Origin of the sequence: Curtobacterium sp. MCPF17_051, assembly GCF_003234595.1 — a bacterium.
Taxonomy (GTDB): Bacteria; Actinomycetota; Actinomycetes; order Actinomycetales; family Microbacteriaceae; genus Curtobacterium; species Curtobacterium flaccumfaciens.
Genome location: NZ_QKSE01000024.1, coordinates 14548 through 38920, shown reverse-complemented (window position 1 = coordinate 38920; position 24373 = coordinate 14548). Strand labels below are relative to the sequence as shown.

Below are 24373 nucleotides of genomic sequence, written 5' to 3'. Positions count from 1 at the left end.
GTAGCTCCCGCGGATGCTCATGCCGCCATGCTACTTGGGCAGGCCGCCCCGGATCGAACCGATCCGACGGAGGTGAGCGCGGATCGGTTCGATCCGGGGCGGCCTGCCCAAGTAGCATGGCGGCATGAGCATCCGCGGGAGCTACCGGACCGCCCTGACGTACGGCGCGGTGGGGGCGACCCAGGCGTCGGACCTCATGACCTACCCGCCGGACGGCTTCACGCCGGCCGAGTCACGCGCGCGGATCGGACACGGCGACCAGCGGTTCGAGACCGCCGTCGTGCAGGCGCTCACGTGGCAGATCCAGGAGCGCAGCGGGGTCCGCGTGCACGTCGAGGAGCAGCCCGACGACGACGAGGTCCGGTACAACCCGGTCACCTTCGACGACGACGGCGTGCCGATCGCCCCCGCGTCCATCGGGACGCCCCGGGTCGAGAAGTTCGCACCCGACGGCACCCCGCTGCTGACGGCGGGCACCAGCGCGACGCTGACGATCCACGCGTTCGGGCAGACCGTGCTGGCACCGGTGCGCGTCGTGTCGATCATCGACGAGCACGACCGCAAGGGGTTCGCCTACGGCACGCTCGAGGGGCACCCGCTCTCCGGCGAGGAGTCGTTCGTCGTCGAGCGCACCCCGGACGGCTCGGTGTGGCTGCAGGTCCGGCAGTTCTCGCAGCCGGCGAGCCGGAAGTGGCGCTTCGTCGCGCCGTTCGTGCGACGGCAGCAGAAGGTCATGGCGGAGAAGTACCTGGCGGCGCTGCGGGGCGACTAGGCGGTCCTGATCGCGGTCGTGGTCGCTCCTGCTCCTGCACCCGCTCCAGCCCCCGCTCCCGCTCCCGCTCCCGCTCCAGCCCCCGCTCCCGCTCCTCAGCGGAGCGGCGGGAGTGCGGCGATCGCGTCCTCGATGAGGGCGGCGTCCTGCTGGCAGTCGCGTGCGACGGTCACGGCGTTCGTGTGGCGCAGCGCGTCGACGTCGTAGACACCGGTCGCCACGGCCAGGAAGGGGATGCCCGCGGCGTCCGCGGCCTCGCCGTCGCGCGGGGTGTCGCCGACGATGACCGCCCGCGTGCCGACCAGTTCGGCGGCGGCGCGCAGGGTGACCCCGGCCCGCTCGACCTCGGTGTCGCCGAAGTACGAGTGCTCCCAGTCGAAGACGTCGGGGTCGAACCCGGCGCCGGCGAGCTTCACCCGGGCGCGGTACTCGGAGTTGCCGGTGAGCAGGCCGTTGCGCCACCCGAGGTCGGCGAAGCGGGTCAGGAGCGCCTTCGCTCCGGGGACGGGACTGCGGTGGTCGCCGGAGGCGTGCCGTTCGGCCGTCAGATCGTGCAGGTGCCTGCTGACCGTGGGGATCAGGGTGTCCTCGAACGCGTGGGCATGCACGTGTTCGGCGATGAGCCCGGCGTCGGTCCGGCCGTGCTGGTGCCCGACCCGCAGGGTGAGGTCGCGGCCCACCGCCCGCTCGAGGGCGAGGTGGTAGAGGTTGCCCGGAGACGACGCGTTCATCACGAGGGTGCCGTCGATGTCCCACAGGACCGTGGTGGGGACGGGATGGTGCTCCATGACTCCATCATGACGGAGAATGGAGTCCATGCCGAGTGCTCTCCCGATCGCCGATCCAGCACCAGCGGACGGGCTGATCACCCCGTGGGCGGCAGCGGGCTCCGCTGCCGGGCCGGGGGCTGGTTCCGCCGCCGGTGACGTGCCCTTCGGCGTGTACGTGCACGTGCCGTTCTGCCGCGTGCGCTGCGGCTACTGCGACTTCAACACCTACACGGCGTCGGAGCTCCGCGGCGTCCGCCGTGACGACTACGCCGGGCACGCCGTGCGCGAGATCGAGTGGGCGGCGACCGTGCTCGACCGTTCCGGTGTGCCGCGGCGGCCGGTGTCCACCGTCTTCTTCGGCGGAGGCACCCCGACCATGCTGCCGGCGTCCGACCTGGCGATGATCCTCCGTGCGATCGACGACACCTGGGGCATCCTGCCCGGGGCCGAGGTCACCACCGAGGCGAACCCGGACTCCGTCGACGCGGCGTCGCTCGAGACCCTGCGGGCCGGCGGCTTCAACCGGATCAGCTACGGCATGCAGTCCGCCGTGCCGCACGTGCTCGCCACGCTCGACCGCACGCACGACCCGCTCCGGGTCCCAGTGGTCGTCGACCTCGCGAAGCAGCAGGGACTCGACGTCTCGCTCGACCTCATCTACTCGACCCCGGGGGAGTCCCTCGCCGACTGGCGGACCTCGCTCGACGCCGCGATCGCCTGCGAGCCCGACCACGTGTCGGCGTACTCGCTCATCGTCGAGGACGGCACCGCGATGGGCCGCATGGTCGCCCGCGGCGAGCTCCCCGCCCCCGACGACGACCTGGCCGCCGACATGTACGAGCTCGCAGACCAGGTGCTCGGCGACGCCGGCTACTCCTGGTACGAGGTGTCGAACTGGGCACGCGGTGACGCGCACGCGAGTCGCCACAACCTGTCCTACTGGAAGGGCCACGACTGGTGGGGCGTCGGACCCGGCGCGCACTCCGCCGTCGCCGGCACGCGCTGGTGGAACGTCAAGCACCCGGCCGCGTACGCGAACCGGGTGCTGTCGGGGGAGTCGCCGGCCGCCGGCCGCGAGACCATCGACGACGAGACGCGGTACGTCGAGCGACTGCTGCTGGCGGCGCGGGTCCGCGGGGAGCTCGCGACGAGCGAGATCCGCCAGGAGGCCCGTGGCCGGGTCGCCGGCCTCATCGCACGCGGACTCGTGGACGGGTCGGCCGCGGTGCGGGGACGGATCGACCTGACCCTGCAGGGCCGCCTGCTCGCCGACGCGGTGGTGCGGGAGCTGCTCGACTGAGCGGCGTGCGCCGCTCGGTCGGGCTCGTGGGGGCGCTACTGCTTGATGAACTCGATCGAGAGCGGGTAGCGGTAGAACTGTCCCTGGTTCGCGGCGATCGCGGCCATGATGCTGAAGATCAGCGACACGATGCCCGCTGCCAGCACGATCAGGACCCCGACGCCGAACACCGACGTGAGCGAACCGACCACGTAGGCGATGCCCATCGTGATGTGGAAGTTCAGCGCGACGCGGGTGTGCTCGCGGACGAAGCCGCCGCGGTCGCGGAGGACCAGGTAGGCGACCAACGGCGCGATGAAGTTGAAGAAGATGCCGCCGATGTGCGTCAGCGTGGCCCACAGGCGCTGGTCCTCGGGGCTCATCGGCCGGGGCGGGGTGTAGCCGGCGGGGTACTGCGGTCCGCCGGGGTACTGCGGTCCGCCGGGCTGCTGGGGGCCACCGGGGCCGTGGCCGTACGGGCCGCCGGGCTGCTCGGGTCCGTGGCCGTCGGGCTGCTGTCCGTAGGTCATGGCGGAAGCGTATCGGCCGACCGCCCGGAAGTCCCGGGCCGTCAGCGGTCGGGCGTAGGATCAGCAGTCGACACGTCCGAGTGCCAGGTCGATCGGGAAAGGAGGCGCTCGTGGTCAGTGAACGCAGCCTCGAGGTCCTCAAGGCCATCGTGCGCGACTACGTGGCGTCGCGTGAACCCGTCGGGTCGAAGACCATCGTCGAGCGGCACGCCTTCGGGGTCAGCGCCGCGACGATCCGCAACGACATGGCCCTGCTCGAGGACGAGCAGCTGATCGCCGCACCGCACACCTCGTCCGGCCGGGTGCCGACCGACAAGGGGTACCGCGTCTTCGTGGACCACCTGGCGGGTGCCCGTCCGCTCTCCAGCGCGCAGCGGCACGCCATCGAGACCTTCCTCGGCGCCCCGAACGACCTCGACGAGGTCCTCGGGCGCACCGTCCGGCTGCTCAGCCAGCTCACCAACCAGGTCGCCCTGGTGCAGTACCCCTCGATGGTGCGCGCCCGGGTGCAGCACGTCGAGCTCGTCCGGCTCGGTGACGCCCGGTTGATGGTGGTGCTCATCACCGACACCGCTCGCGTCGAACAGCGCGTGGTCGAGACCGACGTCCCGCTCGACGAAGGCTCGCTGGGCGAACTCCGCACCGTGGTGAACGGCGCGACGGTGGGCCTCCTGCTGCAGGACGTCCCGACCGCGCTCCGAGCCGTGCCGCAGCAGCTCCGCCCCGACGCCCAGACGCTCGGCGGGGTCGTCGTCGCCACGCTCATCGAGCAGGTCGCGGCGAACCGGCAGGACCGCCTGCTGATGGCCGGTGCGGCCAACCTGGCGAAGAGCGAGCAGGACTTCTCCGGCGGGCTCTTCCCGGTGCTCGAAGCGATCGAGGAACAAGTCACCCTGCTCCGGTTGTTCGGGGAGATGCAGGTGGACGACATCGCGGTGGCGGCCAGCATCGGCGTCGAGAACGCCGAGTACGGGCTCGACGCCACGAGCATCGTCGCCGGCGGCTACCTGGCCGGTGGCGAGGTGGCCCGCCTGGGCGTCCTCGGACCGACCCGCATGGACTACGGCACGAACATGGCGGCCGTCCGCGCCGTCGCCCGGTACCTGTCCAAGCTCCTGGGCGAACACTGACCAACCGACCGAACCCAACCGACTGAGGGATACGTGGCAGACCACTACGACGTCCTCGGCGTCCAGCGAGACGCCTCCGATGCCGACATCAAGAAGGCCTACCGCCGCCTGGCGCGTGAGCTCCACCCGGACGTGAACCCGGCACCCGACGCCGCCGAGCGCTTCAAGGACGTGACGCACGCGTACGACGTGCTGAGCGACCCCGAGCAGCGGCGCCGGTACGACGCCGGGCCGCAGGCCGACAGCCCCTTCGGTGGTGGCGCCGGTGGCTTCAGCGACATCTTCGACGCCTTCTTCGGCGGCGGCGGTGGTGGCGGCGGCCGGGGGTCGGGCCCGCGCAGCCGTGCCGAGCGCGGACAGGACGCCCTGCTCCGCATCGAGGTCGACCTCGACGAGGTCGTCTTCGGCACCCACAAGGACGTCGAGGTCGACACGGCGGTGCTGTGCGAGACCTGCCACGGCTCCTGCTGTGCGCCGGGCACCAGCCCCCGCACGTGCGACATCTGCGGTGGCTCCGGGCACATCCAGCGCCAGGTCCGTTCGCTCCTCGGCAACGTGGTGACGAGCGCACCGTGCGGCACGTGCCGCGGGTACGGCACCGTCATCCCGAGCCCCTGCCCGACCTGCCAGGGTCAGGGCCGCGTCCGCGCGCGTCGCACCGTGCCGGTGGACGTCCCCGCCGGCGTCGACTCCGGTCTCCGACTTCAGATGCCCGGCCAGGGCGAGGTCGGTCCGGCCGGCGGCCCGTCCGGCGACCTGTACCTCGAGATCCGCGTGCGCCACGACGACGTCTTCAGCCGTGACGGCGACGACCTGCTGGCGACGCTCGAGGTCGGCATGACCGACGCCGTCCTCGGCACGACCACCACGATCGACGGCCTCGACGGTCCGGTCGAGCTCGAGATCCGACCCGGTGTGCAGAGTGCCGACGTCCTCGTCATCAAGGACCGCGGCATCACGAAGCTGCGCGGGAACGGCCGCGGTGACCTGCGGGTCGGCGTGCAGGTCGTCACGCCGACCAAGCTGTCCCACAAGGAGCGGCAGCTGGTGGAGCAGCTCGCGAAGTCGCACAAGACCACCGCCCCGCAGCTCGCCCGGTTCCAGCAGGGCATGTTCGGCAAGCTCCGCGACCGGTTCTTCAACCACTGATGGCGTCGCTGTACCTCGTCGACTCGCTGGACGGCGTCACCGTCGGTGACCCGGTGTCGCTCGACGGGGCCGAGGGCCGGCACGCGGTCTCCGTCGCGCGCGTCCGGGTCGGCGAGGTCCTGCGGATCGCCGACGGTCGGGGCACGGTGGTCTCCGGTCCGGTGACGGCACTCGGCAAGGACACGCTGGAGCTCGCGGTCCACACCGTCGAGCACCAGGACGCACCGCGCCCGTCGCTGACGCTCGTGCAGGCCCTGGCCAAGGGCGGTCGTGACGAGATGGCCGTGCAGGCGGCGACCGAGATCGGGGTCGACCGGGTCGTGCCGTGGTCGGCCGCACGCAGCGTCTCCCGGTGGGACGGCGCGAAGGTCGAGAAGGGCCGCGCGCGGTGGGCCGCGATCGCGCACGAGGCCGCGAAGCAGGCGATCCGTCCGCGTGTGCCCGTCGTCGCGCCGCTGGTGACGACCGGACAACTCGTGTCCGCGCTCGGTGAGGGGACCACCCTCGTCCTGCTCGACCCGACCGCGACCGTGCGGCTCGCCACCTGGGAACCCCCGACGGGCGCCGAGGACATCGCCCTCGTCGTCGGCCCCGAAGGAGGCATCGACGGCGCGGAGCTCGACCGGCTCGAGGCCGCGGGCGCCGTGCGGGTCCGGCTCGGCGACAGCGTGCTCCGCACGTCCACCGCCGGACCGGCGGCACTCGCTGTCCTGCAGGCGCGACTGGGTCGCTGGTGAGCCGGACCACGCCGTCGGGCGCGTCCTACGATGGAGCCATGAGCACCAGCACGCCCAGCGTCTTCTCCAAGATCATCGCGCGCGAGATCCCGGCGACCATCGTCGCCGAGGACGACCGTGTGATCGCGATCGAGGACATCGCTCCGAAGGCTCCCGTCCACGTGCTCGTCGTCCCCAAGACCGAGCAGTACGCGAACGTCGGCGAACTCGCGGCGGGTGACCCCGACCTGCTGGCCCACGTCGTCGCCACCGCGCAGCGCATCGCCGACGAGCGCGCCGACGGCCAGTTCCGACTCGTCTTCAACACCGGCGAAGCCGCCGGTCAGACCGTGTTCCACGTGCACGCGCACGTACTCGCAGGTGAACTGCAGGAAGGCACCCTTGCCGGTTAACGAACCAGTACAGCCCACCGCCGCCGACGACGAGCCCGTCTCGGTCTCGCTCCAGGTCGACGGCATCGCCATGGTGCAGCTGCTCGGCCCCCAGGACCGGCTGCTCAAGACCGTCGAGCGCCAGTACCCCGGCGTCCGGGTCGTCGTGCGCGGCAACGAGGTCACGCTGACCGGGCCCGAGCGCGACGTCGCCCGCGCGAAGGCGCTCGTCGACGAGCTCGTCGGCATGGTCAGGCGCGGGCAGGAGATCGGCCCGGCCGACATCCCGATGTCCGCACGCATCCTCGACGACGACCGCAAGCCCTCCGACACCTTCGGCACCCCGATCGTGTCGAGCCGCGGCAAGTCCGTCCGGCCGAAGACCGACGGGCAGCGTGCCTACGTCGACGCCATCGACGAGCACACCATCACGTTCGGCATCGGTCCGGCCGGTACCGGCAAGACGTACCTGGCGATGGCCAAGGCCGTGCAGGCGCTGCAGCGGCGCGAGGTCAACCGGATCATCCTCACCCGTCCCGCGGTCGAGGCCGGCGAGCGGCTCGGCTTCCTGCCGGGCACGCTCACCGACAAGATCGACCCCTACCTGCGCCCGCTGTACGACGCCCTCAACGAGATGATGGACCCGGAGCTGGTCCCGAAGCTCCTGGCCGCCGGCACCGTCGAGGTCGCCCCGCTGGCGTACATGCGTGGCCGGACCCTCAACGACTCCTTCGTGGTGCTCGACGAGGCGCAGAACACCACGCCCGAGCAGATGAAGATGTTCCTGACCCGGCTCGGGTTCGGCTCGAAGATGGTCATCACGGGTGACATCACCCAGGTCGACCTGCCGGGCAACGTCTCCGGTCTGCGGCTCGTGACCCGCATCCTCGACCAGGTCGAGGACATCCACTTCGCCCGTCTCGGCAGCGAGGACGTGGTCCGCCACACCCTCGTCGGCCGGATCGTCGACGCGTACACGGTCTACGACGAGGAGCGCCTCGCCGAGCAGGCCGGGCAGCGCCCCGGTGGCCGTGGCACCGCCCCGGTCGGCAACCCCGACGGTGCCAACCGCGCCGAACGCCGTGGGCGCCCGCCGCAGGACCGCGCACGACCCCCGTACCCCCAGAACGACGCCCGAGGAGGCAACCGGTGAGCATCGAGCTCAACAACGAGTCGGGCGTCGAGGTGGACGAGGCCGCGATCCAGCGGCTCGCGGCCTTCGCCCTGGACGCGATGCACGTCCACGCCGATGCCGAGCTCGCGATCGTGCTGGTCGACGAGGGCGCGATGGAGCAGCTGCACGTCCGGTGGATGGACGAGCCCGGCCCGACGGACGTCCTGAGCTTCCCGATGGACGAACTGCGCCCCGGCACCGAGGACGACCCCACGCCGGCCGGGCTGCTGGGCGACATCGTGCTCTGCCCGCAGGTGGCCGAGGAACAGGCGAAGACCGCCGGGCACTCGAGCACCGACGAGATGCTGCTGCTCACCTGCCACGGCATCCTGCACCTGCTCGGCTTCGACCACGCCGAGCCCGACGAGAAGGCCGAGATGTTCGGCATCCAGGGCGAGATCCTGACCGCCTTCGCCGCCCAGCACCGAGGGCGGTAGCCGGTGGTCGTCGTCGCCGGACTCCTCGCGGTGGCGCTGGGGCTCGTCGTGCTCGGCGGGCTCCTCGCCGCGAGCGACGCCGCACTCTCGGTGGTCTCCCGTGCCGACCTCGAGGAGATCGCCAGGGGCAACAAGCGCCGCCGCGCCATCGAGGCGATCGCTGACGACGTCGGGGCGCACGTCAACGCGCTGAACTTCTTCCGGGTCCTCGCCGAGACCGCGGCCGCGGTGCTCGTGACGATCGCCCTCGTGCGCGCCTTCGACAGCTGGTGGATCGCACTCGTCGTCTCCGCCGCGATCATGACCGCGGTGTCGTTCGTGCTGGTCGGGTCGAGCCCGCGCAGCGTCGGACGCGCCCACGCCGAGCGGCTGATCGGTGCGACCGGCGGCATCGTCCGTGGGGTCCGCATCGTGCTCGGTCCGCTGGCCGGACTGCTCGTCCGGATCGGCGACCGGGTCACCCCCGGCCGCGGCCGGAGCGCCTCCACCGTGTCGAGCGAGGAGCAGCTGCTCTCGCTCGTCGACGAGGCCACCGAGAGCAACGTGCTCGAGGACGAGGACCGCGAACTCATCCACTCGGTGTTCGAGTTCAGCGACACCCTGGTGCGCGAGGTCATGGTGCCCCGCACGGACATGCTCACCGTCGACGGTGCGGAGACGCTGGCCGCGGCCATGGAGCAGTTCCTGGCCGCCGGGGTGTCCCGGATGCCGGTGACGGGCAAGGACAGCGACGACGTGCGGGGTGTGCTCTACCTGCGCGACGTCGCGCGGTCGCTGTACGAACGGCCGGCATCCCGCATTGAACGGGTCAGCCGGCTGCTGCGGCCCGCCGAGTTCGTGCCGGAGTCGAAGCACGCCGACGACACCCTGCGGCACATGCAGGTCGCCAAGAACCACCTGGTGCTGGTGGTCGACGAGTACGGCGGTGTCGCCGGGCTCGTGACCATGGAGGACCTCATCGAAGAACTCGTCGGCGACATCTCCGACGAGTACGACCGCGCCGTCGTCGACCGGACCGAGGTCGAACCGGGCATCTGGCGGATCTCTGCCCGGCTGCCGATCGACGAGCTCGGCGACCTGTTCGGCATCGAGCTCGACGACGACGACGTCGACACCGCCGGTGGCCTGCTCACCAAGGAGCTCGGACACCTGGCCGTCTCCGGCGACACCGTCACGGTGTCCGGGGTCGTCCTGACCGCCGACCGGGTCGAGGGCAAGCGCCGCCACCTCATCACCGTGCTCGCCGAGCGCACCCACGCCCTGGCCGACGTCGAGGACGCCTTCGACGACGCCGAACCCACCACGACGGGAACCACGCACGCATGACCGACCCCGACACCACCCAGGCCGGCTCGGAGAAGCCCTACCGCGCGGGCTTCGTCTCGTTCGTCGGCCGTCCGAACGTCGGCAAGTCGACGCTGACCAACGCCCTGGTGGGCGAGAAGGTCGCCATCACCTCGTCGAAGCCGCAGACCACCAGGCGCGCCATCCGCGGGATCGTGCACCGGCCCGACGGTCAGGTGATCATCGTCGACACCCCGGGCGTGCACCGTCCGCGCACCCTGCTCGGCGAACGGCTCAACGACCTCGTGCAGTCCACCCTCGGCGACGTCGACGTGATCGGTTTCTGCGTGCCGGCGAACGAGCCCGTCGGTCCCGGCGACCGGTTCATCAACGACACGCTCGACCAGTACCCGCGCGCCAAGAAGATCGCGATCGTCACGAAGATCGACAGCACCTCCAAGGACCGCGTCGGTGAGCAGCTGCTGGCCGTCTCGAAGCTCCGCGACTGGGACGCCGTGGTGCCGACCTCGGGCACCAGGGGCATGCAGCTCGACGACCTGCTCGGCGTGATCACCGCCCTGCTCCCCGAGTCGCCGCAGCTGTACGACTCGAGCGCGGTGACCGAGGAGACCGACGAGGAGCGCATCGGCGAGCTCATCCGCGAGGCTGCGCTCGAGGGCGTCCGTGACGAGCTGCCGCACTCGCTCGCCGTGGTCATCGAGGACATCGTCGAGCCCGATGCCGACGACGACGCCGACGGCCCCCTGCGCATCTTCGCGAACCTGTTCGTCGAGCGGGACAGCCAGAAGGCGATCGTCATCGGACACAAGGGCGAGCGCCTGAAGGACGTCGGTTCGCGGGCCCGCGTCGAGATCGAGTCGCTGCTCGGCGGCCGGCACGTCTACCTGAACATCCGCGTGAAGGTGGCCAAGGAGTGGCAGCGTGACCCGAAGCAGCTCGGACGCCTCGGCTTCTGACCGTCCGCCGCTCGCACCCCGGGTCATCCGGGCGAGGGACGCGGGGACGAGCGGCCCGCCGTACCGTGGACGGGTGTTCCGTCCCATGCTGCGCGCGCAGGTCATCACCGACCTGCTGATCGCCGTGCTGCTCGGCGGCCTCGTGCTGGTCGCCAGCGGGCGCGGGCTCGACGGGCCGCTGTCCGTGGTCACCGTCGTCGGGATGACCGCCGCCCTGGCACTCCGACGACTGTCACCCGGGCTCGCCCTGGCCGTGGCGTGGGTGTTCGCGGTCTTCGAGATGGTCACCCTGCAGGTGCCGGACGTGTCGAACGCGTTCATCGCCGGCGTCATGTACACGACGAGTGCGTACGGCAGCCGCCGTGTGCGGCTGGCCGGGCTCGTGTCGGCGATCCTCGGGTCCGTGGCGGCGGCGGCGTACATGGGCTTCGACGACTACCGGAACCGCTTGACCTACGAGACCACCTCGACGTCGGTGCCGGAGTCGCTGCAGGTCATCCTGTCGTTCTTCGCCGTCGTCCTGCTCCTGCTGCTGCTGCCGTGGCTCGCCGGACTCGTGGTCCGGACCCGTCGCTCGGCGAGCATGAGTCGCGAGGCCCAGCTGCTGGCCGAGCGTGACGCCGCGCGGGCCGACCGGGCCGTCGCGGTCGAGCAGGAGCGCGTGCGGATCGCCCGCGACATGCACGACATCGTCGCGCACTCGCTCGCGGTCGTCATCGCGCAGTCCGACGGTGCCCGGTACGCCCTGAAGGCCGACCCCGCGGTGGCCGACCAGGCCCTCAGTACCATCTCGACCACGGCCCGCCGGGCCCTCGGCGACGTGCGCGAACTCCTCGGCGCGCTCCGGCACGAGCAGGGGACCGCGCCGACGCCCGAGATCGACGACATCGACCGGCTCGTCGACGAGATGCGGCAGCTCGGGCTCGACGTGCGGGTGGAACGCGAGGGCGACCCCGCCGGGCTGCCCACCACCACGCAGCTCGCTGTCTACCGGATCGTGCAGGAGAGCCTGACGAACGCGTACAAGCACGGAGAGCCCGGCAGCCCGGTGCGTGCCGCCCTGACCTACCGGCCGGACACCGTCGAGATCGCCGTCGTGAACCGACGTGCCGACGACGGGGTCCGCGGCCCCGGCACAGGCCACGGCCTGGTCGGCATGCGCGAGCGCGCCGTGATGACCGGCGGCACCATGACCGCCGGGGCCCGAGGGGACGACTTCGCGGTCGCCGTCCGGATGCCGACCGTCCCGGCCAGCGGGCAGATGCCCCGCGGCCGGATCACCCCCACCGAGCAGGAGCGCACCGCCCGATGACCACGATTCCGACCGACGAGCACCGGATCCGTGTCGGCCTCGTCGACGACCAGGCGCTGTTCCGCACCGGCATCCGGATGCTCATCGACTCGCAGCCCGACCTGCGGTTCGTCGGCGAGGCGGGCGACGGTGCCGATGGGGTCGAACTCGTCCGACGGACCCGTCCCGACGTGGTGCTGATGGACGTGCGGATGCCCGTGATGGACGGCATCACGGCGACCGGCCACATCGTCGAACAGTCCGGAACCGACGGCGCGAAGGTCCTCGTGCTGACCACCTTCGACTTCGACGAGGCCGCCGCCAAGGCCATCCGCGCCGGCGCGAGCGGGTTCGTGCTCAAGGACGCCGACCCCGAGTTCCTGCTCGCGGCGGTCCGGACCGTGCACGCCGGCACCGCGGTGTTCGCCGCGTCGGCCACGCGGGAGCTCCTGCGACGGTACGACGACTCGGTCGGACGCGCCGCCGCAGTCCCCGCGGCGTTCGCCGACCTCACGCCACGCGAGCGCGAGATCTTCGACCTGGCCGCCCGTGGGTTCAGCAACAGCGAGATCGCCCAGCACGAGTACGTCAGCGAGGCGACCGTGAAGACGCACATCTCGCGGGTCCTGACGAAGCTCGAACTCCGCGACCGGGTGCGACTCGTCGTCTTCGCCCACGAACACGGGCTCGTCACCAAGGCCGACTGATGCCGGGTCATCCGCGGGGATGACCCCTCCACAGGCAACCGAGCCGAGCGGACGATCCACAGGAGCCGAGCGGGCGACGCGGACGGGTCCGCTGACCGCCATCGTGGATGCATGACCACGAGCCACGCCCCGATCATCCGCCTCGACCACGTGTCCAAGCACTACGGCGACGACGCCCGACGTGTGACCGCGCTCGACGACGTCAGCGTCGACATCGGCGCCGGGGAGTTCACCGCGGTGATGGGCCCGTCCGGGTCCGGCAAGTCGACGCTCATGCACGTCGCCGCCGGCCTCGACGCCGTGTCCGCCGGCCGGATCCAGATCGACGGCGTCGACATCACGGCCCTGGGCGACAAGGACCTCACCGAGCTGCGTCGTCGGCGGCTGGGCTTCGTGTTCCAGTCGTTCAACCTCGTCCCGACGCTCGACGTCAGCGAGAACATCCGGCTGCCGTTCCTGCTCGGTGGGCACAAGCCCTCGCACGAGGAGACCGCCTGGATCGACCGGCTGGTCGAGATGCTCGGGCTCGGCAACCGGCTGACGCACCGGCCGCACCAGCTCTCCGGCGGGCAGCAGCAGCGCGTCGCCATCGCACGGGCGCTCGCTTCGCGGCCGGCGGTGGTCGTCGCCGACGAACCGACCGGCGCGCTCGACTCCCGCACCGGACGCGACGTGCTCGCGATGCTCCGCGGTGCCGTCCAGGAATGGGGCCAGAGCGTCGTCATGGTGACGCACGACCCGGTGGCGGCCGCGAACGCCGACCGCATCCTGTTCCTGGCGGACGGCCGGATCGTCGCCGACCGCCCCGCGATGGACGCCGGCGCGATCTCCACGACGATGCTCGGGATGGAGGCAGCAGCGTGAACGGCGTCCGCTCCTTCGCCCCCACCGTCCTGGTCGCCGCCCTCGGCACCACGTTCGGCTCCGCCCTCGTCATCGCACCGGGGATCGTGACCGAGGCGCTCCGAGCCGCCGGGGTCGCCGACCTCGGTCCGATCAAGGCGATCCTGTCGGTGGTCGGGTGGCTGTTCCTCGGTATCGCGCTCTACGTCGGCGCGATCGTCACCGCGAACACCTGCGCCACCCTGATCGCCGGGCAGACCCGGATCATCGCCCTGCAGCGGCTCGTCGGCGCGACCGGTGCGACCCTCCGTGCGCGGATCACCCGCACCGGCCTGGTCGTCGGCGTGCTCGGCGGGGTCGTCGGCGCCGTCGTGGGGACCGCGCTCTCGGCCCTGTTCGTCGTCGTCCTCCGGGGCAACGGGGTCCTGCCCGAGGCCGAGTACACGTACGTACCGTGGGAGCTCGTCCTGCCGGTCGTGGCCGTCGTCCTCGCCACCTGGGCTGCCTTCGCTGCCGGGTCGCGCCGCGTGCTCACCGTCACACCACTCGAAGCGCTGTCGTCGTCCGTCGAGCCGAGCCACGACGACCTCCGGTCCGGGACGGCCCGTAAGGTCTGGGCGATCGTGCTCATGGCCGGTGGCGCGGTGCTGATGCTGCTCGGGCTCGCGGTGAGCTCACTGTCTCCGGTCGCGGTCCTGCCGGCAGCGCTCGGCGGGTTCGTGTCCTTCGCGGGGGTCGCCGTCGGGGCGACGATCGTGATGCCGCCCGTGCTGCAGCTCATCGGCCGCATCGGCTCGCACGACCCCGTCGTCCTGCTCGCCGGACGGAACGCGATGCGGGCGCCGGGGCGGTCCTCGCGGGCGACCATCGGGCTCGTCATCGGTGTCACCCTGCTCGTGACCTTCGCGGTGGCGCTCGGGATCATGCAGCACGTGCTCGAGACCGAGATGCGCGCCATGAGCGCGGGGGCTGCCACGCCCGAGATGATCGAGGCGCAGCGGGACCTCTTCGTGCAGATCAACGCGGTCGTCAGCGTGATCGTCGGGTTCTCCGCCGTGATCGCCGCCGTCGGGGTCGTGAACGCCCTGGCGCTCGGGGTGCTCCAGCGTCGACGCGAACTCGGGCTGCTGCGGGTGCTCGGCCTGACCGGTGCGCAGGTCCGACGGATGATCGTGACCGAGGCCGTGCAGATGGTCGTCGCGGCCGTCGTCTCGGGGCTCGCACTCGGCACGGTGTACGGCTGGGTCGGCGGGCAGACGCTGCTCGGCTCGCTCGGGACGCCCGTGGCACCGGTGCTGCCGCCGCTGACCATCGGCATCGTGGTGATCGGCGCGCTGGTCCTGGCGGTCGTCGCCACCATCGCCCCGGTGCGGCGCGCGATGCGCGTCCCGCCGACCGAGGCGCTCGCGGTCGACTGACCCGTCGCCCTGGTCGCACCACACGACGACACGGGAGGCCCGTTGCCAGCTGGCACCGGGCCTCCCGTGTCGTCGTGTGGGCGCACCGACGTGCCCTGGCCGGCCCCGCCGCGCCGCTCACGTCCGCCGAGGTGTCACCAGCCGTCGTCCGGACGCGGCACGGGCGACAGATCGCGACCTCTCGGCGACCGGCCCGTGGCAGGTCTCGACCACTCGGCACCTCACTCGGCAACCCCGTTCGACGGCGCCGGGCGGTCCCGCGTCACACGCTTGCGCCAGCCTGGTACACCGGTGCTACCGTGGGTCTCGATGTACTCGGCACTCCTCCTCCTTCGCTGCCGCGACGAGGCCTGACACTCCGGCCCACCTCGTCGCGGAGTCCGTCGTGGCCGCACCACAAGAGCTCACGAACACGCGACGAAAGCGAAGAACGATGCAGAACACGCAGCAGCCCTCCGGGATGCCGATCCACAAGTACGTCCCGTTCCACGAGCAGATCAGTGTCGACCTGCCGGACCGCACCTGGCCCACGAAGCGCATCGACAAGGCGCCGCGCTGGTGTGCCGTCGACCTGCGTGACGGCAACCAGGCGCTCATCGACCCGATGGACGCCGAGCGCAAGCGGGCGATGTTCGACCTCCTCGTCCGGATGGGCTACAAGGAGATCGAGGTCGGCTTCCCGAGCGCCTCGCAGACCGACTTCGACTTCGTCCGGTCGCTGATCGACGAGGGCGCGATCCCCGACGACGTGACCATCCAGGTGCTGACCCAGGCGCGCGAGCACCTCATCCAGCGCACCTACGAGGCGATCGACGGCGCGAAGCAGGCCATCGTCCACCTGTACAACTCCACGAGCATCGTGCAGCGCGAGGTCGTCTTCCGCACCGACGTGCAGGGCGTGGTGGACATCGCGGTCACCGGTGCGAAGCTCTGCAAGGCCGCCGAGGCGACGCTGCAGCACGACACGACGATCTACTACGAGTACTCGCCGGAGTCCTACACGGGCACCGAGCTCGAGGTCGCACTGGAGATCTGCAACGCCGTCCTCGAGGTCTTCGAGCCGACGCCCGAGCGCAAGGTCATCATCAACCTGCCCGCCACCGTCGAGATGGCCACACCGAACGTCTACGCCGACTCGATCGAGTGGATGTCACGCCGCCTCGCCCACCGCGAGGACGTCATCCTGTCGCTGCACCCGCACAACGACCGCGGCACCGCGGTCGCGGCCGCCGAGCTCGGCTACATGGCCGGCGCCGACCGGATCGAGGGCTGCCTGTTCGGCAACGGTGAGCGCACCGGCAACGTGGACCTGGTCGCCCTCGGGATGAACCTGTTCACGCAGGGCATCGACCCGGAGATCTCGTTCGCCGACATCGACCAGGTGAAGCGCACCGTCGAGTACTGCAACCAGCTGCCGGTGCCCGAGCGCCAGCCGTGGGCGGGCGACCTCGTGTACACGGCGTTCAGCGGCTCGCACCAGGACGCCATCAACAAGGGGTTCGAGGCGATGAAGGCCAAGGCCGCCGCCGCGGGCAAGGACATCGACGAGATCGAGTGGGCGGTGCCGTACCTGCCCGTCGACCCGAAGGACATCGGCCGGTCGTACGAGGCCGTCATCCGCGTCAACTCGCAGTCCGGCAAGGGCGGTGTGGCGTACCTGCTCAAGACCGACCACGCCCTCGACCTGCCCCGCAAGCTGCAGATCGAGTTCTCCGGCGTCGTGCAGCGGCACACCGACACCGAGGGTGGCGAGTTCTCGTCGCAGCGCATCTGGGACGTGTTCCAGGACGAGTACCTGCCCGCGTCGATCGACGACGAGAAGTGGGGCCGGTACGAGCTCACCAAGACGGCGACGTCGAGCGACTTCGAGGGGACGACCTCGCTGTCCGTGGCACTCCGGGTCGACGAGGGCGCGGTCACGGCCGAAGCCGTCGGCACCGGTCCCATCGACGCGTTCCTGAAGGTGCTCGCCGAGCAAGGCGTCCAGGTCACGTTGTACGACTACTCGGAGCACACGATGAGCGCCTCCGGTGACGCGAAGGCCGCGTCCTACGTCGAGCTCGACGTCGACGGCGTGCGTCTCTGGGGCGTCGGCATCGACGCCGACATCTCGACGGCGTCGCTCAAGGCGATCGTGTCCGCGGTGAACCGCGCGGTGCGTGCGGGTGCCGCGGCCGGCGCGCCGGAGCTCGTCTCGGCCTGAGATCGCGACCAGGCCGGGAGGCTCCCACCGGGCACATCCTGATCGCCGCTGGCGCGTCGACCAGGTACCGGCCCGGTCTTTCCCCCGTCACGCGCGATGGCAGGTCGGATCGGGCGTACCTGGTCGTTTCTTCCGACCAGGTACGCCCGATTCCACTCGGTACCCTCGAGCCCCCGGGCCGCCGCCCCGCACCGCGCGCGGCTGTCGGCGGGGCGGGGGATACTGGGGGCATGCCGCTGTACCGGGACGAGTGCGTCGTGTTGCGCACCCACAAGCTCGGTGAAGCCGACCGCATCGTCACGATGCTGTCGCGGCAGCACGGCAAGATCCGCGCCGTGGCCAAGGGCGTGCGGCGGACCGCGTCGAAGTTCGGCAGCCGGCTCGAGCCGTTCATGGTCGTCGATGCCCAGTTCTACGAGGGCCGGTCGCTCGACATCGTCACCCAGGCGGAGTCCCTCGGCGCGTACGGGGCCCAGATCGTCGCCGACTACGGCGCGTACACCGCGGCCAGCGCCATGGTCGAGACCGCCGACCGACTGAGCGAGGCCGATGCCGGGCTGCAGCAGTACCTGCTCCTCGTCGGGGCGCTCCGGTCGTTGTCGCGCGGTGAGCACCAGTCCAGCGCGACCCTCGACTCGTACCTGCTCCGCGCGATGAGCATCGCGGGATGGGCCCCCTCGTTCAGTGACTGTGCGGTGACGGGGGAGCCCGGCCCGCACTCGGCGTTCGTGGTGCAGCTCGGTGGTGTCGTCGCCGACCGTGCGGCGCCCCCGGGGACGCCGCGGCTCGACCCGGCGACGCTCGGGGTGCTCGGCTCCCTGCTCGCCGGTGACTGGGCGACGGTCGACGCCACCGACGAGCGGACGCGTTCGCGGGCCTCCGGCGTGGTCGCGGCCTACGCCCAGTGGCACCTGGAACGATCGCTCCGGTCCCTGCCGCACGTCGACCGCTCCGAGCACCCGCTGCCGGTGCCGCAGACCCACGGCGGACCCGAGGCGACGGCGCGCGCGGTGGCCTCGACCCCGGCACCCGCCGTGCCCGAGCCCGACCCTGATCCCGCTGTCGAAGGAGCCCCCACCGCATGAGCCCCCGCCGCCCCGACGACGTCGAACCGTTCCGCCCGATCGACTGGACCGGCGAGACGCCCCCGGCGATCCCGGCCCGGTTCGTGCCGGAGCACGTGGCCATCGTCATGGACGGCAACGGCCGGTGGGCGAACGGCCGCGGCCTGACCCGGATCGAGGGGCACAAGGCGGGCGAGGCCTCGCTGCTCGACGTCGTCGCCGGGGCGATCCAGATCGGCGTCGGGCACGTGTCCGCGTACGCGTTCTCGACGGAGAACTGGAAGCGCTCCCCGGAAGAGGTCCGCTTCCTGATGGGCTTCAACCGCGACGTCATCCGCCGTCGCCGTGACCAGCTGCACCAGTGGGGCGTCAAGGTGCGGTGGGCGGGTCGGCGTCCGAGGCTGTGGCGGAGCGTGATCGACGAGCTCGAGACCGCCGAGCGGATGACGGCGGGCAACGACGTCCTCACGCTGACGATGTGCGTGAACTACGGCGGCCGGAACGAGATCGTCGACGCCGTGCGGGGCATGGCCGAGGACGTCGCCGCCGGACGCCTGAAGCCGAGCCAGGTCACCGAGAAGGCACTCGCCAAGCGCCTGTACGTGCCCGAGATGCCCGACGTCGACCTGTTCCTCCGGAGCTCGGGGGAGCAGCGCACGAGCAACTTCCTGCTGTGGCAGTCCGCCTACGCCGAGATGGTGTTCCTCGACCGGCTCTGGCCGGACTTCCGTCGCACCGACCTGTGGGGTGCGATCGAGGAGTACGCCAGCCGCGACCGACGCTACGGCGGCGCGGTCGACACCCCGAAGGCCTAGCCCCGGCCGCTGCGGCCGCGGCCCAGCCGCCCGGCCGCGGCCCGGCCGCCGGGCCGCCCGGCCGCCCGGCCGCCCGGCCGCGGCCCGGCCGCCCGGCCGCCGGGCCGCCGGGCCGAGACCGAGTCTCGGTTCCGCGGACAGCTTGCGCCGTCTGGCCGGCGCGGAGTGTCCGTGCAGCCGAGACTCGGCGCGCGCCCCGGCTCAGCCCGGCAGCGGCCCCTCGAGCAGGTGGGCCGCGGAGCGCACCGCGTCGAGCGCCGCACGGACGCTCGGCACACGGTCGGCACCACGGGCGACGACGACCTCGACACGCCGGGCGAGCTCGTCGTCCACGGGGTCGATCGCGACACCGGCGGGGATGACCGTCGTCGCGAGTGCCAGCCGGGGGAGCAGCGCCACCCCGAGCCCTGCGGCGACGAGTCCCACCACCGCGGCCGCGTTGTCCGTCTCCAGCACGATGTCCGGCGTGAACCCCGCGCTCGCGCACGAGGCGAGCAGGTGCCCACGGCACCGCGGGCAGCCCCCGATCCACCGGGCGTCGTGGTGGGACGCGAGGTCCACGACGGTGGAGCCGGCGGGGCGGAGTCGCTCCGCGCCTCCCGGCTCGACCGGCGTCACCAGCGCGAGCGGGTCACGACCGAGTGCCCGGGTGACGAGGCCCGGGTCCGGGGTGGTCCCGACCTCGTCGCCGACGTAGGTGAAGGTGAGGGCGACGTCCACCTCGCCGCCGCGCAGCAGGTCGAGTGCCTCAGGAGGCTCCACCTCGACGTACGAGGTCGTCACGCCGGGCGCCGTCGCGGCGAGCCGGGCGAGCACCGCGGGCACGAGGGCGGAGGACGCGCTCGGGAACCCGGCGAGTCGCACCCGGCCACGGCTGAGTCCGCCGACGGCGTCGAGGTCCTCGCGCGCCGCGGTCAGCGCGGCCTGGACGTGCAGGGCGTGGTCGGCGAGCACCTGCCCCGCATGCGTGAGGGTCGCGCCACGTCCGCCGCGCAGGACCAGCGCGTGGCCGAGACGCTGCTCGGCCCGGGCCAGCAGCTGGCTGACGGCCGGCTGGCTCGACCCGAGCGCGGCGGCGGCGCGGGTGATCGACCCACCGTCGGCCACGGCGCGCAGGACCCGGAGCAACTGGGGATCGATCTCGTCCATCACCCGATGTTATCGGTGGCACAACGGACCGGCTCTGGTGTGATGGGACGGGAACGAGGACGCTGTCCGCATGGACTCCTTCCCCGCCGGCCGCGGCTACCTGGCTGCGTGCACCGCGGGCCTGCCGACCCGCGGCACCCTCGCCGCCCAGCGGGCCGACCTCGACGCGTGGTCCCGGGCCGAGACGTCCCCCGCCCGGTACGGCGCGCTGGTCGAGCGGGGACGTGCGCTCTTCGCCGCGCTGGTCGGCGTCCCGGCTGAGCGCGTCGCGACGGGCTCGCAGACCTCGGTGATGGCCGCGGTCGTCGCCGACGCGCTGCCGGACGGCGCCGAGGTGGTCGTCCCCGACGGCGACTTCAGCTCGGTCGTCTTCCCGTTCCTCGCCCAGGCGCACCGCGGCGTCCGGGTCCGGAGCGTCCCGCTCGAGCGGCTCGCCGCCTCGGTCGGGCCCGAGACCGCCCTGGTCGCGTGGTCCGCGGTGCAGTCCGCGACCGGCGTGGTCACCGACCCCGACCCGGTCGTGGCCGCCGCCCGTCGCGTCGGCGCCCTGACCCTCTGTGACCTCACGCAGGCCGCCGGCGTGCTGCCCGTCGACGCCGCAGCGTTCGACGTGACGCTCACGCACACCTACAAGTGGCTCTGCGCTCCGCGCGGCGTCGCCTTCATGACGCTCTCCGACACCGCCCTCGGCCGGCTCCGCCCGGTGCAGGCCGGCTGGTACGCGGGCCAGGACGTCTGGTCCTCCTGCTACGGCCCCGCCATGCACCTGGCCGACGACGCGCGTCGCTTCGACGTCTCGCCGGCCTGGCAGGCGTGGCCCGGTGCCGTGGCCGCGCTCGAACACGCGGTCGTGCTCGATCAGCGGGCGGTCTGGAGGCACGCCACCGGTCTCGCGGATCGGCTGTGCGACGCCCTCGGGTCGCCTCGGCAGGGCGACGGGCAGGCGATCGTGACGTTCGCGGACGCCGACGGGGCGGCCCTCCGGGCCCTCACCGCCGCAGGCGTCACCGCCTCGGGGCGTGCCGGGCGACTGCGCATCGCGTTCCACCTGTGGAACGACGAGTCCGACGTGACCGACGTCGTGGCCGCGCTCGGCGGGGTGGGGCCGGGCACGTCGGCGCGGTGAGCGTGGAGGGCGGACCCGTGGCGGGCCTCCCGGGCCAGGATCGCCGGTAGTCTTGCCCGGACCGTTTCCGCACCGAGCACCCAGCTCGGCGACCTCTGGAGCACCCTTTGGCACAGCCCTCCCGTCTCGACAGCGTCATCGCCCTGGCCAAGCGCCGCGGCTTCGTCTTCCAGTCGGGTGAGATCTACGGAGGCTCCCGCTCCGCATGGGACTACGGGCCCCTCGGTGTGGAGCTCAAGGAGAACATCAAGCGCCAGTGGTGGCAGCGGTTCGTCCGCGGCCGTGGGGACATGGTCGGGCTCGACTCCGCGGTGATCCTGCCCCGCAAGGTGTGGGAGGCCTCCGGGCACGTCGCGACCTTCACCGACCCGCTGGTCGAGTGCCTGCACTGCCACCACCGGTTCCGCGAGGACCACCTCCTCGAGGCGTTCGAGGCGAAGAAGGGCCGCGCCCCCGAGGGTGGCATGGCCGAGGTCGCCTGCCCGAACTGCGGCACCCGCGGCGAGTGGACCGAGCCCCGCGAGTTCTCCGGGATGCTCAAGACCTACCTCGGCCCGGTCGAGTCGGAAGAGGGCCTGAACTTCCTGCGCCCCGAGACGGCGCAGGGCATCTTCGTCGACTTCGCGCAGGTCGTCACGACGAGCCGCATGAAGCCCCCGTTCGGCATCGGTCAGGTCGGCAAGGCGTTCCGCAACGAGATCACGCCCGGCAACTTCATCTTCCGCACGCGCGAGTTCGAGCAGATGGAGATCGAGTACTTCGTGCCGCCGACCTCGGCCGAGGAGCACTACGAGCAGTGGATCGCCGACTCGGTGGCGTTCTACACCGACCTCGGCATCGACCCGGAGAACCTGCGTCGCTTCGACGTGCCGGACGGCGAGCGGGCGCACTACTCCGACGCCACCGCCGACATCGAGTACCGCTTCGGCTTCACCGGCTCGGAGTGGGGCGAGCTGATGGGCGTCGCGAACCGCACCGACTTCGACCTGAACAACCACATCGAGGCGTCCGGCCAGGACCTCCGCTTCTTCGACCAGGCCGCCAACGAGAAGTACGTGCCGTACGTCATCGAGCCGTCGTTCGGTCTGACCCGTGCGCTCATGGCGTTCCTGCTCGACTCCTACCACGAGGACGAGGCGCCGAACGCGAAGGGCGGTGTCGACAAGCGCACGGTCCTGCGCCTCGACCCGCGCCTGGCCCCGGTGAAGGCCGCCGTCCTGCCCCTGTCGCGCAACGAGCAGCTCTCGCCCGCCGCCCGCGGTCTGGCCGACGACCTGCGCAAGAACTGGAACGTGGACTTCGACGACGCCGGTGCGATCGGCCGTCGCTACCGTCGCCACGACGAGATCGGCACGCCGTTCTGCATCACGGTCGACTTCGACACGCTCGAGGACAAGGCCGTGACGGTGCGCGAGCGCGACACCATGGGCCAGGAGCGCGTCTCGCTCGACCAGCTGCAGGGGTACCTGGCGCAGCGGTTGCTCGGCGCGTAGGGGTTCGTCCTTCCGCAAGACACCGGTGTTCGTGCGTTGCACACCCGCAGTCGGGTGTTCGACCTGCGAACACCGGTGTCTTGCTGCCGGCCCGGGAATGCGCGCGCACGCCGCGCGTTGGGCTGAGCATGAACGACTCCGTGAAGGTCGATGTCTGGTCGGACATCGCCTGCCCCTGGTGCTACATCGGCAAGCGCAAGTTCGAGGCCGGCGTCGCCGCGTTCGGCGCCTCGAGCGAGGGCCGCCCCGTCGAGGTCGAGTACCACTCCTTCGAGCTGAGCCCCGACACCCCCGTCGACTTCGAGGGCACCGAGGCCGAGTTCCTCTCGGGCCACAAGGGCATGCCCGTCGACCAGGCGCAGCAGATGCTCGACCAGGTCACCGCCATCGCCGCGGGCGTCGGCCTCAGCTACGACTTCGAGGCCATGCACCACACCAACACGGTGAAGGCCCACCAGGTCATCCACCTCGCCAAGCAGCACGGCAAGCAGCTCGAGATGGTCGAGCGCCTGTTCACCGCCTACTTCGAGCGCGGCGAGCACGTCGGACAGGAGTCCTCGCTCGCCGACCTGGCGGCGGAGATCGGCCTCGACCGCGACGAGGTCCTCAGCACCCTGCGCGACGACGCCCAGCTCGCTGCGGTCCGCGCCGACCAGGCCCAGGCGCAGGCGTACGGGATCAACGGCGTGCCGTTCTTCGTCATCGACGGCAAGTACGGCGTCTCCGGCGCCCAGGACCCCACGGCGTTCGAGCAGGTGCTCCGCCAGGTGGTCGCGCTCCGCGAGACCACGCCGGAGGAGGTCGCCTCGGCGGCCGAGCGCGCTGCGGACGACGCGAGCGCGGACGTGGCGGTGACCCGATGACGGACATGACCATCAGCGACCAGGGCGCGGCGCGCCTCCAGGCCGTGACGTCGGTGCCGTCCGTACCGGACGCGCTCACGGGGCTGCCGGGCGTCTCCGGTTCTCCCGGCGTTCCCGGCGTTCCCGGCGTTCCCGGCCTGGAGGCCCGTCCCGCGTTGTTGACGCTCGTCACGCCCGGCGGTGCGCCGGTCTGCGAGGGCGACGCGTGCCTGATCGACGCCGGCTCGTTCGCCGGGGCCGAGGGTGACTGGTCCGAGGTGCCGGACTGACGGCTGCGTCAGCCGCGCTGCGGTTCCTCGTCGGTGATGTCGGCGACGGTCGCGCCGTAGGCGGCGACGAGCTCGTCGGCGTCGACGAAGGCGCTCGCACCGTGCCGGCCGGCGCCCAGGGCGACCCGGCGGCCGGCGATGCGTTCGTCGGCGTACACCGGCAGGTCGCCCGTGGCACCGATCGGGGTGATGGTGCCGCGCTCGTAGCCGGACGCCTCGAGCGCGGTGGCGGCGTCGGGCATCGAGAGCTTGTTGACGCCGACGACCGTGCGGAGTTTCTTCCAGGCGATGCTGCGGCCACCGGGCACCAGGGCGAGCAGGAACCCGCCGTCGTGGCGCTTCACCACCAGGGTCTTGACGATGTCGCCGGGCTCGATGCCGAGCAGTTCGGCGGCCTCGTGCAGGGAGTTCGCGGCCGGGCGCTCGACCACTTCGACCGGCAGGCCACGGGCCCGGGCGTCGGCGTCGAACCGGGTGCTGGCGTCGGTCGTCATGTGGAGAACGCTACCGGCGCGCACCGAC

At 71.9% G+C, this 24373-nt stretch carries 25 protein-coding genes; 21 read left to right on the top strand and 4 right to left on the bottom strand.

Translation table 11 applies throughout. The annotated features are described in order from the left end of the window. Window positions 1-124: 124 nt before the first annotated feature. A complete protein-coding gene (locus DEJ35_RS15835; RefSeq protein WP_110860407.1) occupies window positions 125-772 on the top strand; it encodes a DUF1990 family protein in 648 nt (215 codons plus the stop codon). Between the two features lie 95 nt (window positions 773-867). Here DEJ35_RS15835 and DEJ35_RS15830 read toward each other — a convergent pair whose 3' ends face one another. Next, window positions 868-1560, bottom strand: a complete 693-nt coding sequence (locus DEJ35_RS15830; RefSeq protein ID WP_181420059.1) for an HAD family hydrolase — start codon at window positions 1558-1560, stop codon at window positions 868-870. 28 nt (window positions 1561-1588) lie between these two features. Between DEJ35_RS15830 and hemW the strand changes: the two genes are divergently transcribed. After that, entirely contained in the window at window positions 1589-2842 is a 1254-nt protein-coding gene (gene hemW / locus DEJ35_RS15825; RefSeq protein ID WP_110860411.1) for a radical SAM family heme chaperone HemW, read from the top strand. A gap of 35 nt (window positions 2843-2877) precedes the next feature. Here hemW and DEJ35_RS15820 read toward each other — a convergent pair whose 3' ends face one another. Then, the gene (locus DEJ35_RS15820) at window positions 2878-3351 is read right to left on the bottom strand and encodes a DUF4870 domain-containing protein (RefSeq protein WP_309146762.1); all 474 of its coding nucleotides are present in this window, start codon (window positions 3349-3351) and stop codon (window positions 2878-2880) included. Window positions 3352-3461: 110 nt separating this feature from the next. On the opposite strand from DEJ35_RS15820, the gene hrcA reads away from it, so the two are divergent. The 15 genes from hrcA to DEJ35_RS15745 all read left to right on the top strand — a co-directional run bounded on the left by hrcA (window position 3462) and on the right by DEJ35_RS15745 (window position 18951). Further along, on the top strand, window positions 3462-4481 hold the full coding sequence (gene hrcA, locus DEJ35_RS15815) for a heat-inducible transcriptional repressor HrcA (protein WP_110860413.1): 1020 nt from the start codon (window positions 3462-3464) through the stop codon (window positions 4479-4481). Between the two features lie 33 nt (window positions 4482-4514). Continuing rightward, a complete protein-coding gene (dnaJ, locus tag DEJ35_RS15810) occupies window positions 4515-5630 on the top strand; it encodes a molecular chaperone DnaJ (protein ID WP_110860415.1) in 1116 nt (371 codons plus the stop codon). After that, window positions 5630-6367: a 16S rRNA (uracil(1498)-N(3))-methyltransferase gene (locus tag DEJ35_RS15805; RefSeq protein WP_110860417.1), complete on the top strand. Its 738-nt coding sequence runs from the start codon at window positions 5630-5632 to the stop codon at window positions 6365-6367. The genes dnaJ and DEJ35_RS15805 overlap by 1 nt, the downstream gene beginning before the upstream one ends. A gap of 38 nt (window positions 6368-6405) precedes the next feature. Further along, window positions 6406-6759, top strand: coding sequence for a histidine triad nucleotide-binding protein (locus DEJ35_RS15800; protein ID WP_110860419.1), 354 nt, complete (start codon window positions 6406-6408; stop codon window positions 6757-6759). After that, window positions 6749-7891: a PhoH family protein gene (locus DEJ35_RS15795; protein WP_110860422.1), complete on the top strand. Its 1143-nt coding sequence runs from the start codon at window positions 6749-6751 to the stop codon at window positions 7889-7891. Before DEJ35_RS15800 ends, DEJ35_RS15795 begins: the two co-directional genes overlap by 11 nt. Beyond that, a complete protein-coding gene (ybeY, locus tag DEJ35_RS15790) occupies window positions 7888-8349 on the top strand; it encodes an rRNA maturation RNase YbeY (RefSeq protein ID WP_017886675.1) in 462 nt (153 codons plus the stop codon). The genes DEJ35_RS15795 and ybeY overlap by 4 nt, the downstream gene beginning before the upstream one ends. A gap of 3 nt (window positions 8350-8352) precedes the next feature. Continuing rightward, window positions 8353-9675 carry a hemolysin family protein gene (locus tag DEJ35_RS15785; RefSeq protein ID WP_111193138.1) on the top strand — a complete coding sequence of 441 codons (1323 nt, stop codon included), beginning with the start codon at window positions 8353-8355 and terminating at the stop codon, window positions 9673-9675. Then, the gene (era, locus tag DEJ35_RS15780) at window positions 9672-10610 is read left to right on the top strand and encodes a GTPase Era (protein WP_110860426.1); all 939 of its coding nucleotides are present in this window, start codon (window positions 9672-9674) and stop codon (window positions 10608-10610) included. The genes DEJ35_RS15785 and era overlap by 4 nt, the downstream gene beginning before the upstream one ends. A 73-nt stretch (window positions 10611-10683) precedes the next feature. Continuing rightward, a complete protein-coding gene (locus tag DEJ35_RS15775) occupies window positions 10684-11922 on the top strand; it encodes a sensor histidine kinase (protein ID WP_220032941.1) in 1239 nt (412 codons plus the stop codon). Further along, window positions 11919-12608, top strand: coding sequence for a response regulator transcription factor (locus DEJ35_RS15770; RefSeq protein WP_111193137.1), 690 nt, complete (start codon window positions 11919-11921; stop codon window positions 12606-12608). Before DEJ35_RS15775 ends, DEJ35_RS15770 begins: the two co-directional genes overlap by 4 nt. A 111-nt stretch (window positions 12609-12719) precedes the next feature. Beyond that, on the top strand, window positions 12720-13472 hold the full coding sequence (locus DEJ35_RS15765) for an ABC transporter ATP-binding protein (RefSeq protein ID WP_111193136.1): 753 nt from the start codon (window positions 12720-12722) through the stop codon (window positions 13470-13472). Then, window positions 13469-14869 (top strand): ABC transporter permease, encoded by a 1401-nt coding sequence (locus tag DEJ35_RS15760; protein ID WP_111193135.1) that lies wholly within the window; start codon window positions 13469-13471, stop codon window positions 14867-14869. Before DEJ35_RS15765 ends, DEJ35_RS15760 begins: the two co-directional genes overlap by 4 nt. A gap of 433 nt (window positions 14870-15302) precedes the next feature. Beyond that, on the top strand, window positions 15303-17072 hold the full coding sequence (leuA, locus tag DEJ35_RS15755) for a 2-isopropylmalate synthase (RefSeq protein WP_110860436.1): 1770 nt from the start codon (window positions 15303-15305) through the stop codon (window positions 17070-17072). Window positions 17073-17302: 230 nt separating this feature from the next. After that, entirely contained in the window at window positions 17303-18157 is an 855-nt protein-coding gene (gene recO, locus DEJ35_RS15750; RefSeq protein ID WP_110860438.1) for a DNA repair protein RecO, read from the top strand. Continuing rightward, complete coding sequence (locus DEJ35_RS15745) at window positions 18154-18951, top strand: isoprenyl transferase (RefSeq protein ID WP_111124011.1); 798 nt, start codon at window positions 18154-18156, stop codon at window positions 18949-18951. The genes recO and DEJ35_RS15745 overlap by 4 nt, the downstream gene beginning before the upstream one ends. Before the next feature lie 201 nt (window positions 18952-19152). On the opposite strand, the gene DEJ35_RS15740 is transcribed toward DEJ35_RS15745, so the two are convergent. After that, window positions 19153-20100 carry a LysR family transcriptional regulator gene (locus DEJ35_RS15740; protein WP_111193134.1) on the bottom strand — a complete coding sequence of 316 codons (948 nt, stop codon included), beginning with the start codon at window positions 20098-20100 and terminating at the stop codon, window positions 19153-19155. A 70-nt stretch (window positions 20101-20170) separates the two neighbouring features. Here DEJ35_RS15740 and DEJ35_RS15735 point away from each other — a divergent pair, with 70 nt between their 5' ends. The 4 genes from DEJ35_RS15735 to DEJ35_RS15720 all read left to right on the top strand — a co-directional run bounded on the left by DEJ35_RS15735 (window position 20171) and on the right by DEJ35_RS15720 (window position 23851). Beyond that, window positions 20171-21226: an aminotransferase class V-fold PLP-dependent enzyme gene (locus DEJ35_RS15735; RefSeq protein WP_111193133.1), complete on the top strand. Its 1056-nt coding sequence runs from the start codon at window positions 20171-20173 to the stop codon at window positions 21224-21226. 107 nt (window positions 21227-21333) lie between these two features. Further along, window positions 21334-22719, top strand: a complete 1386-nt coding sequence (locus DEJ35_RS15730; protein WP_111193132.1) for a glycine--tRNA ligase — start codon at window positions 21334-21336, stop codon at window positions 22717-22719. A gap of 128 nt (window positions 22720-22847) precedes the next feature. Beyond that, complete coding sequence (locus DEJ35_RS15725) at window positions 22848-23582, top strand: DsbA family protein (RefSeq protein ID WP_111124009.1); 735 nt, start codon at window positions 22848-22850, stop codon at window positions 23580-23582. Window positions 23583-23587: 5 nt separating this feature from the next. Further along, window positions 23588-23851, top strand: coding sequence for a hypothetical protein (locus DEJ35_RS15720; RefSeq protein WP_146244820.1), 264 nt, complete (start codon window positions 23588-23590; stop codon window positions 23849-23851). A gap of 8 nt (window positions 23852-23859) precedes the next feature. Here DEJ35_RS15720 and DEJ35_RS15715 read toward each other — a convergent pair whose 3' ends face one another. Further along, window positions 23860-24345 (bottom strand): aminoacyl-tRNA deacylase, encoded by a 486-nt coding sequence (locus tag DEJ35_RS15715; RefSeq protein WP_110860453.1) that lies wholly within the window; start codon window positions 24343-24345, stop codon window positions 23860-23862. Window positions 24346-24373 lie beyond the last annotated feature (28 nt).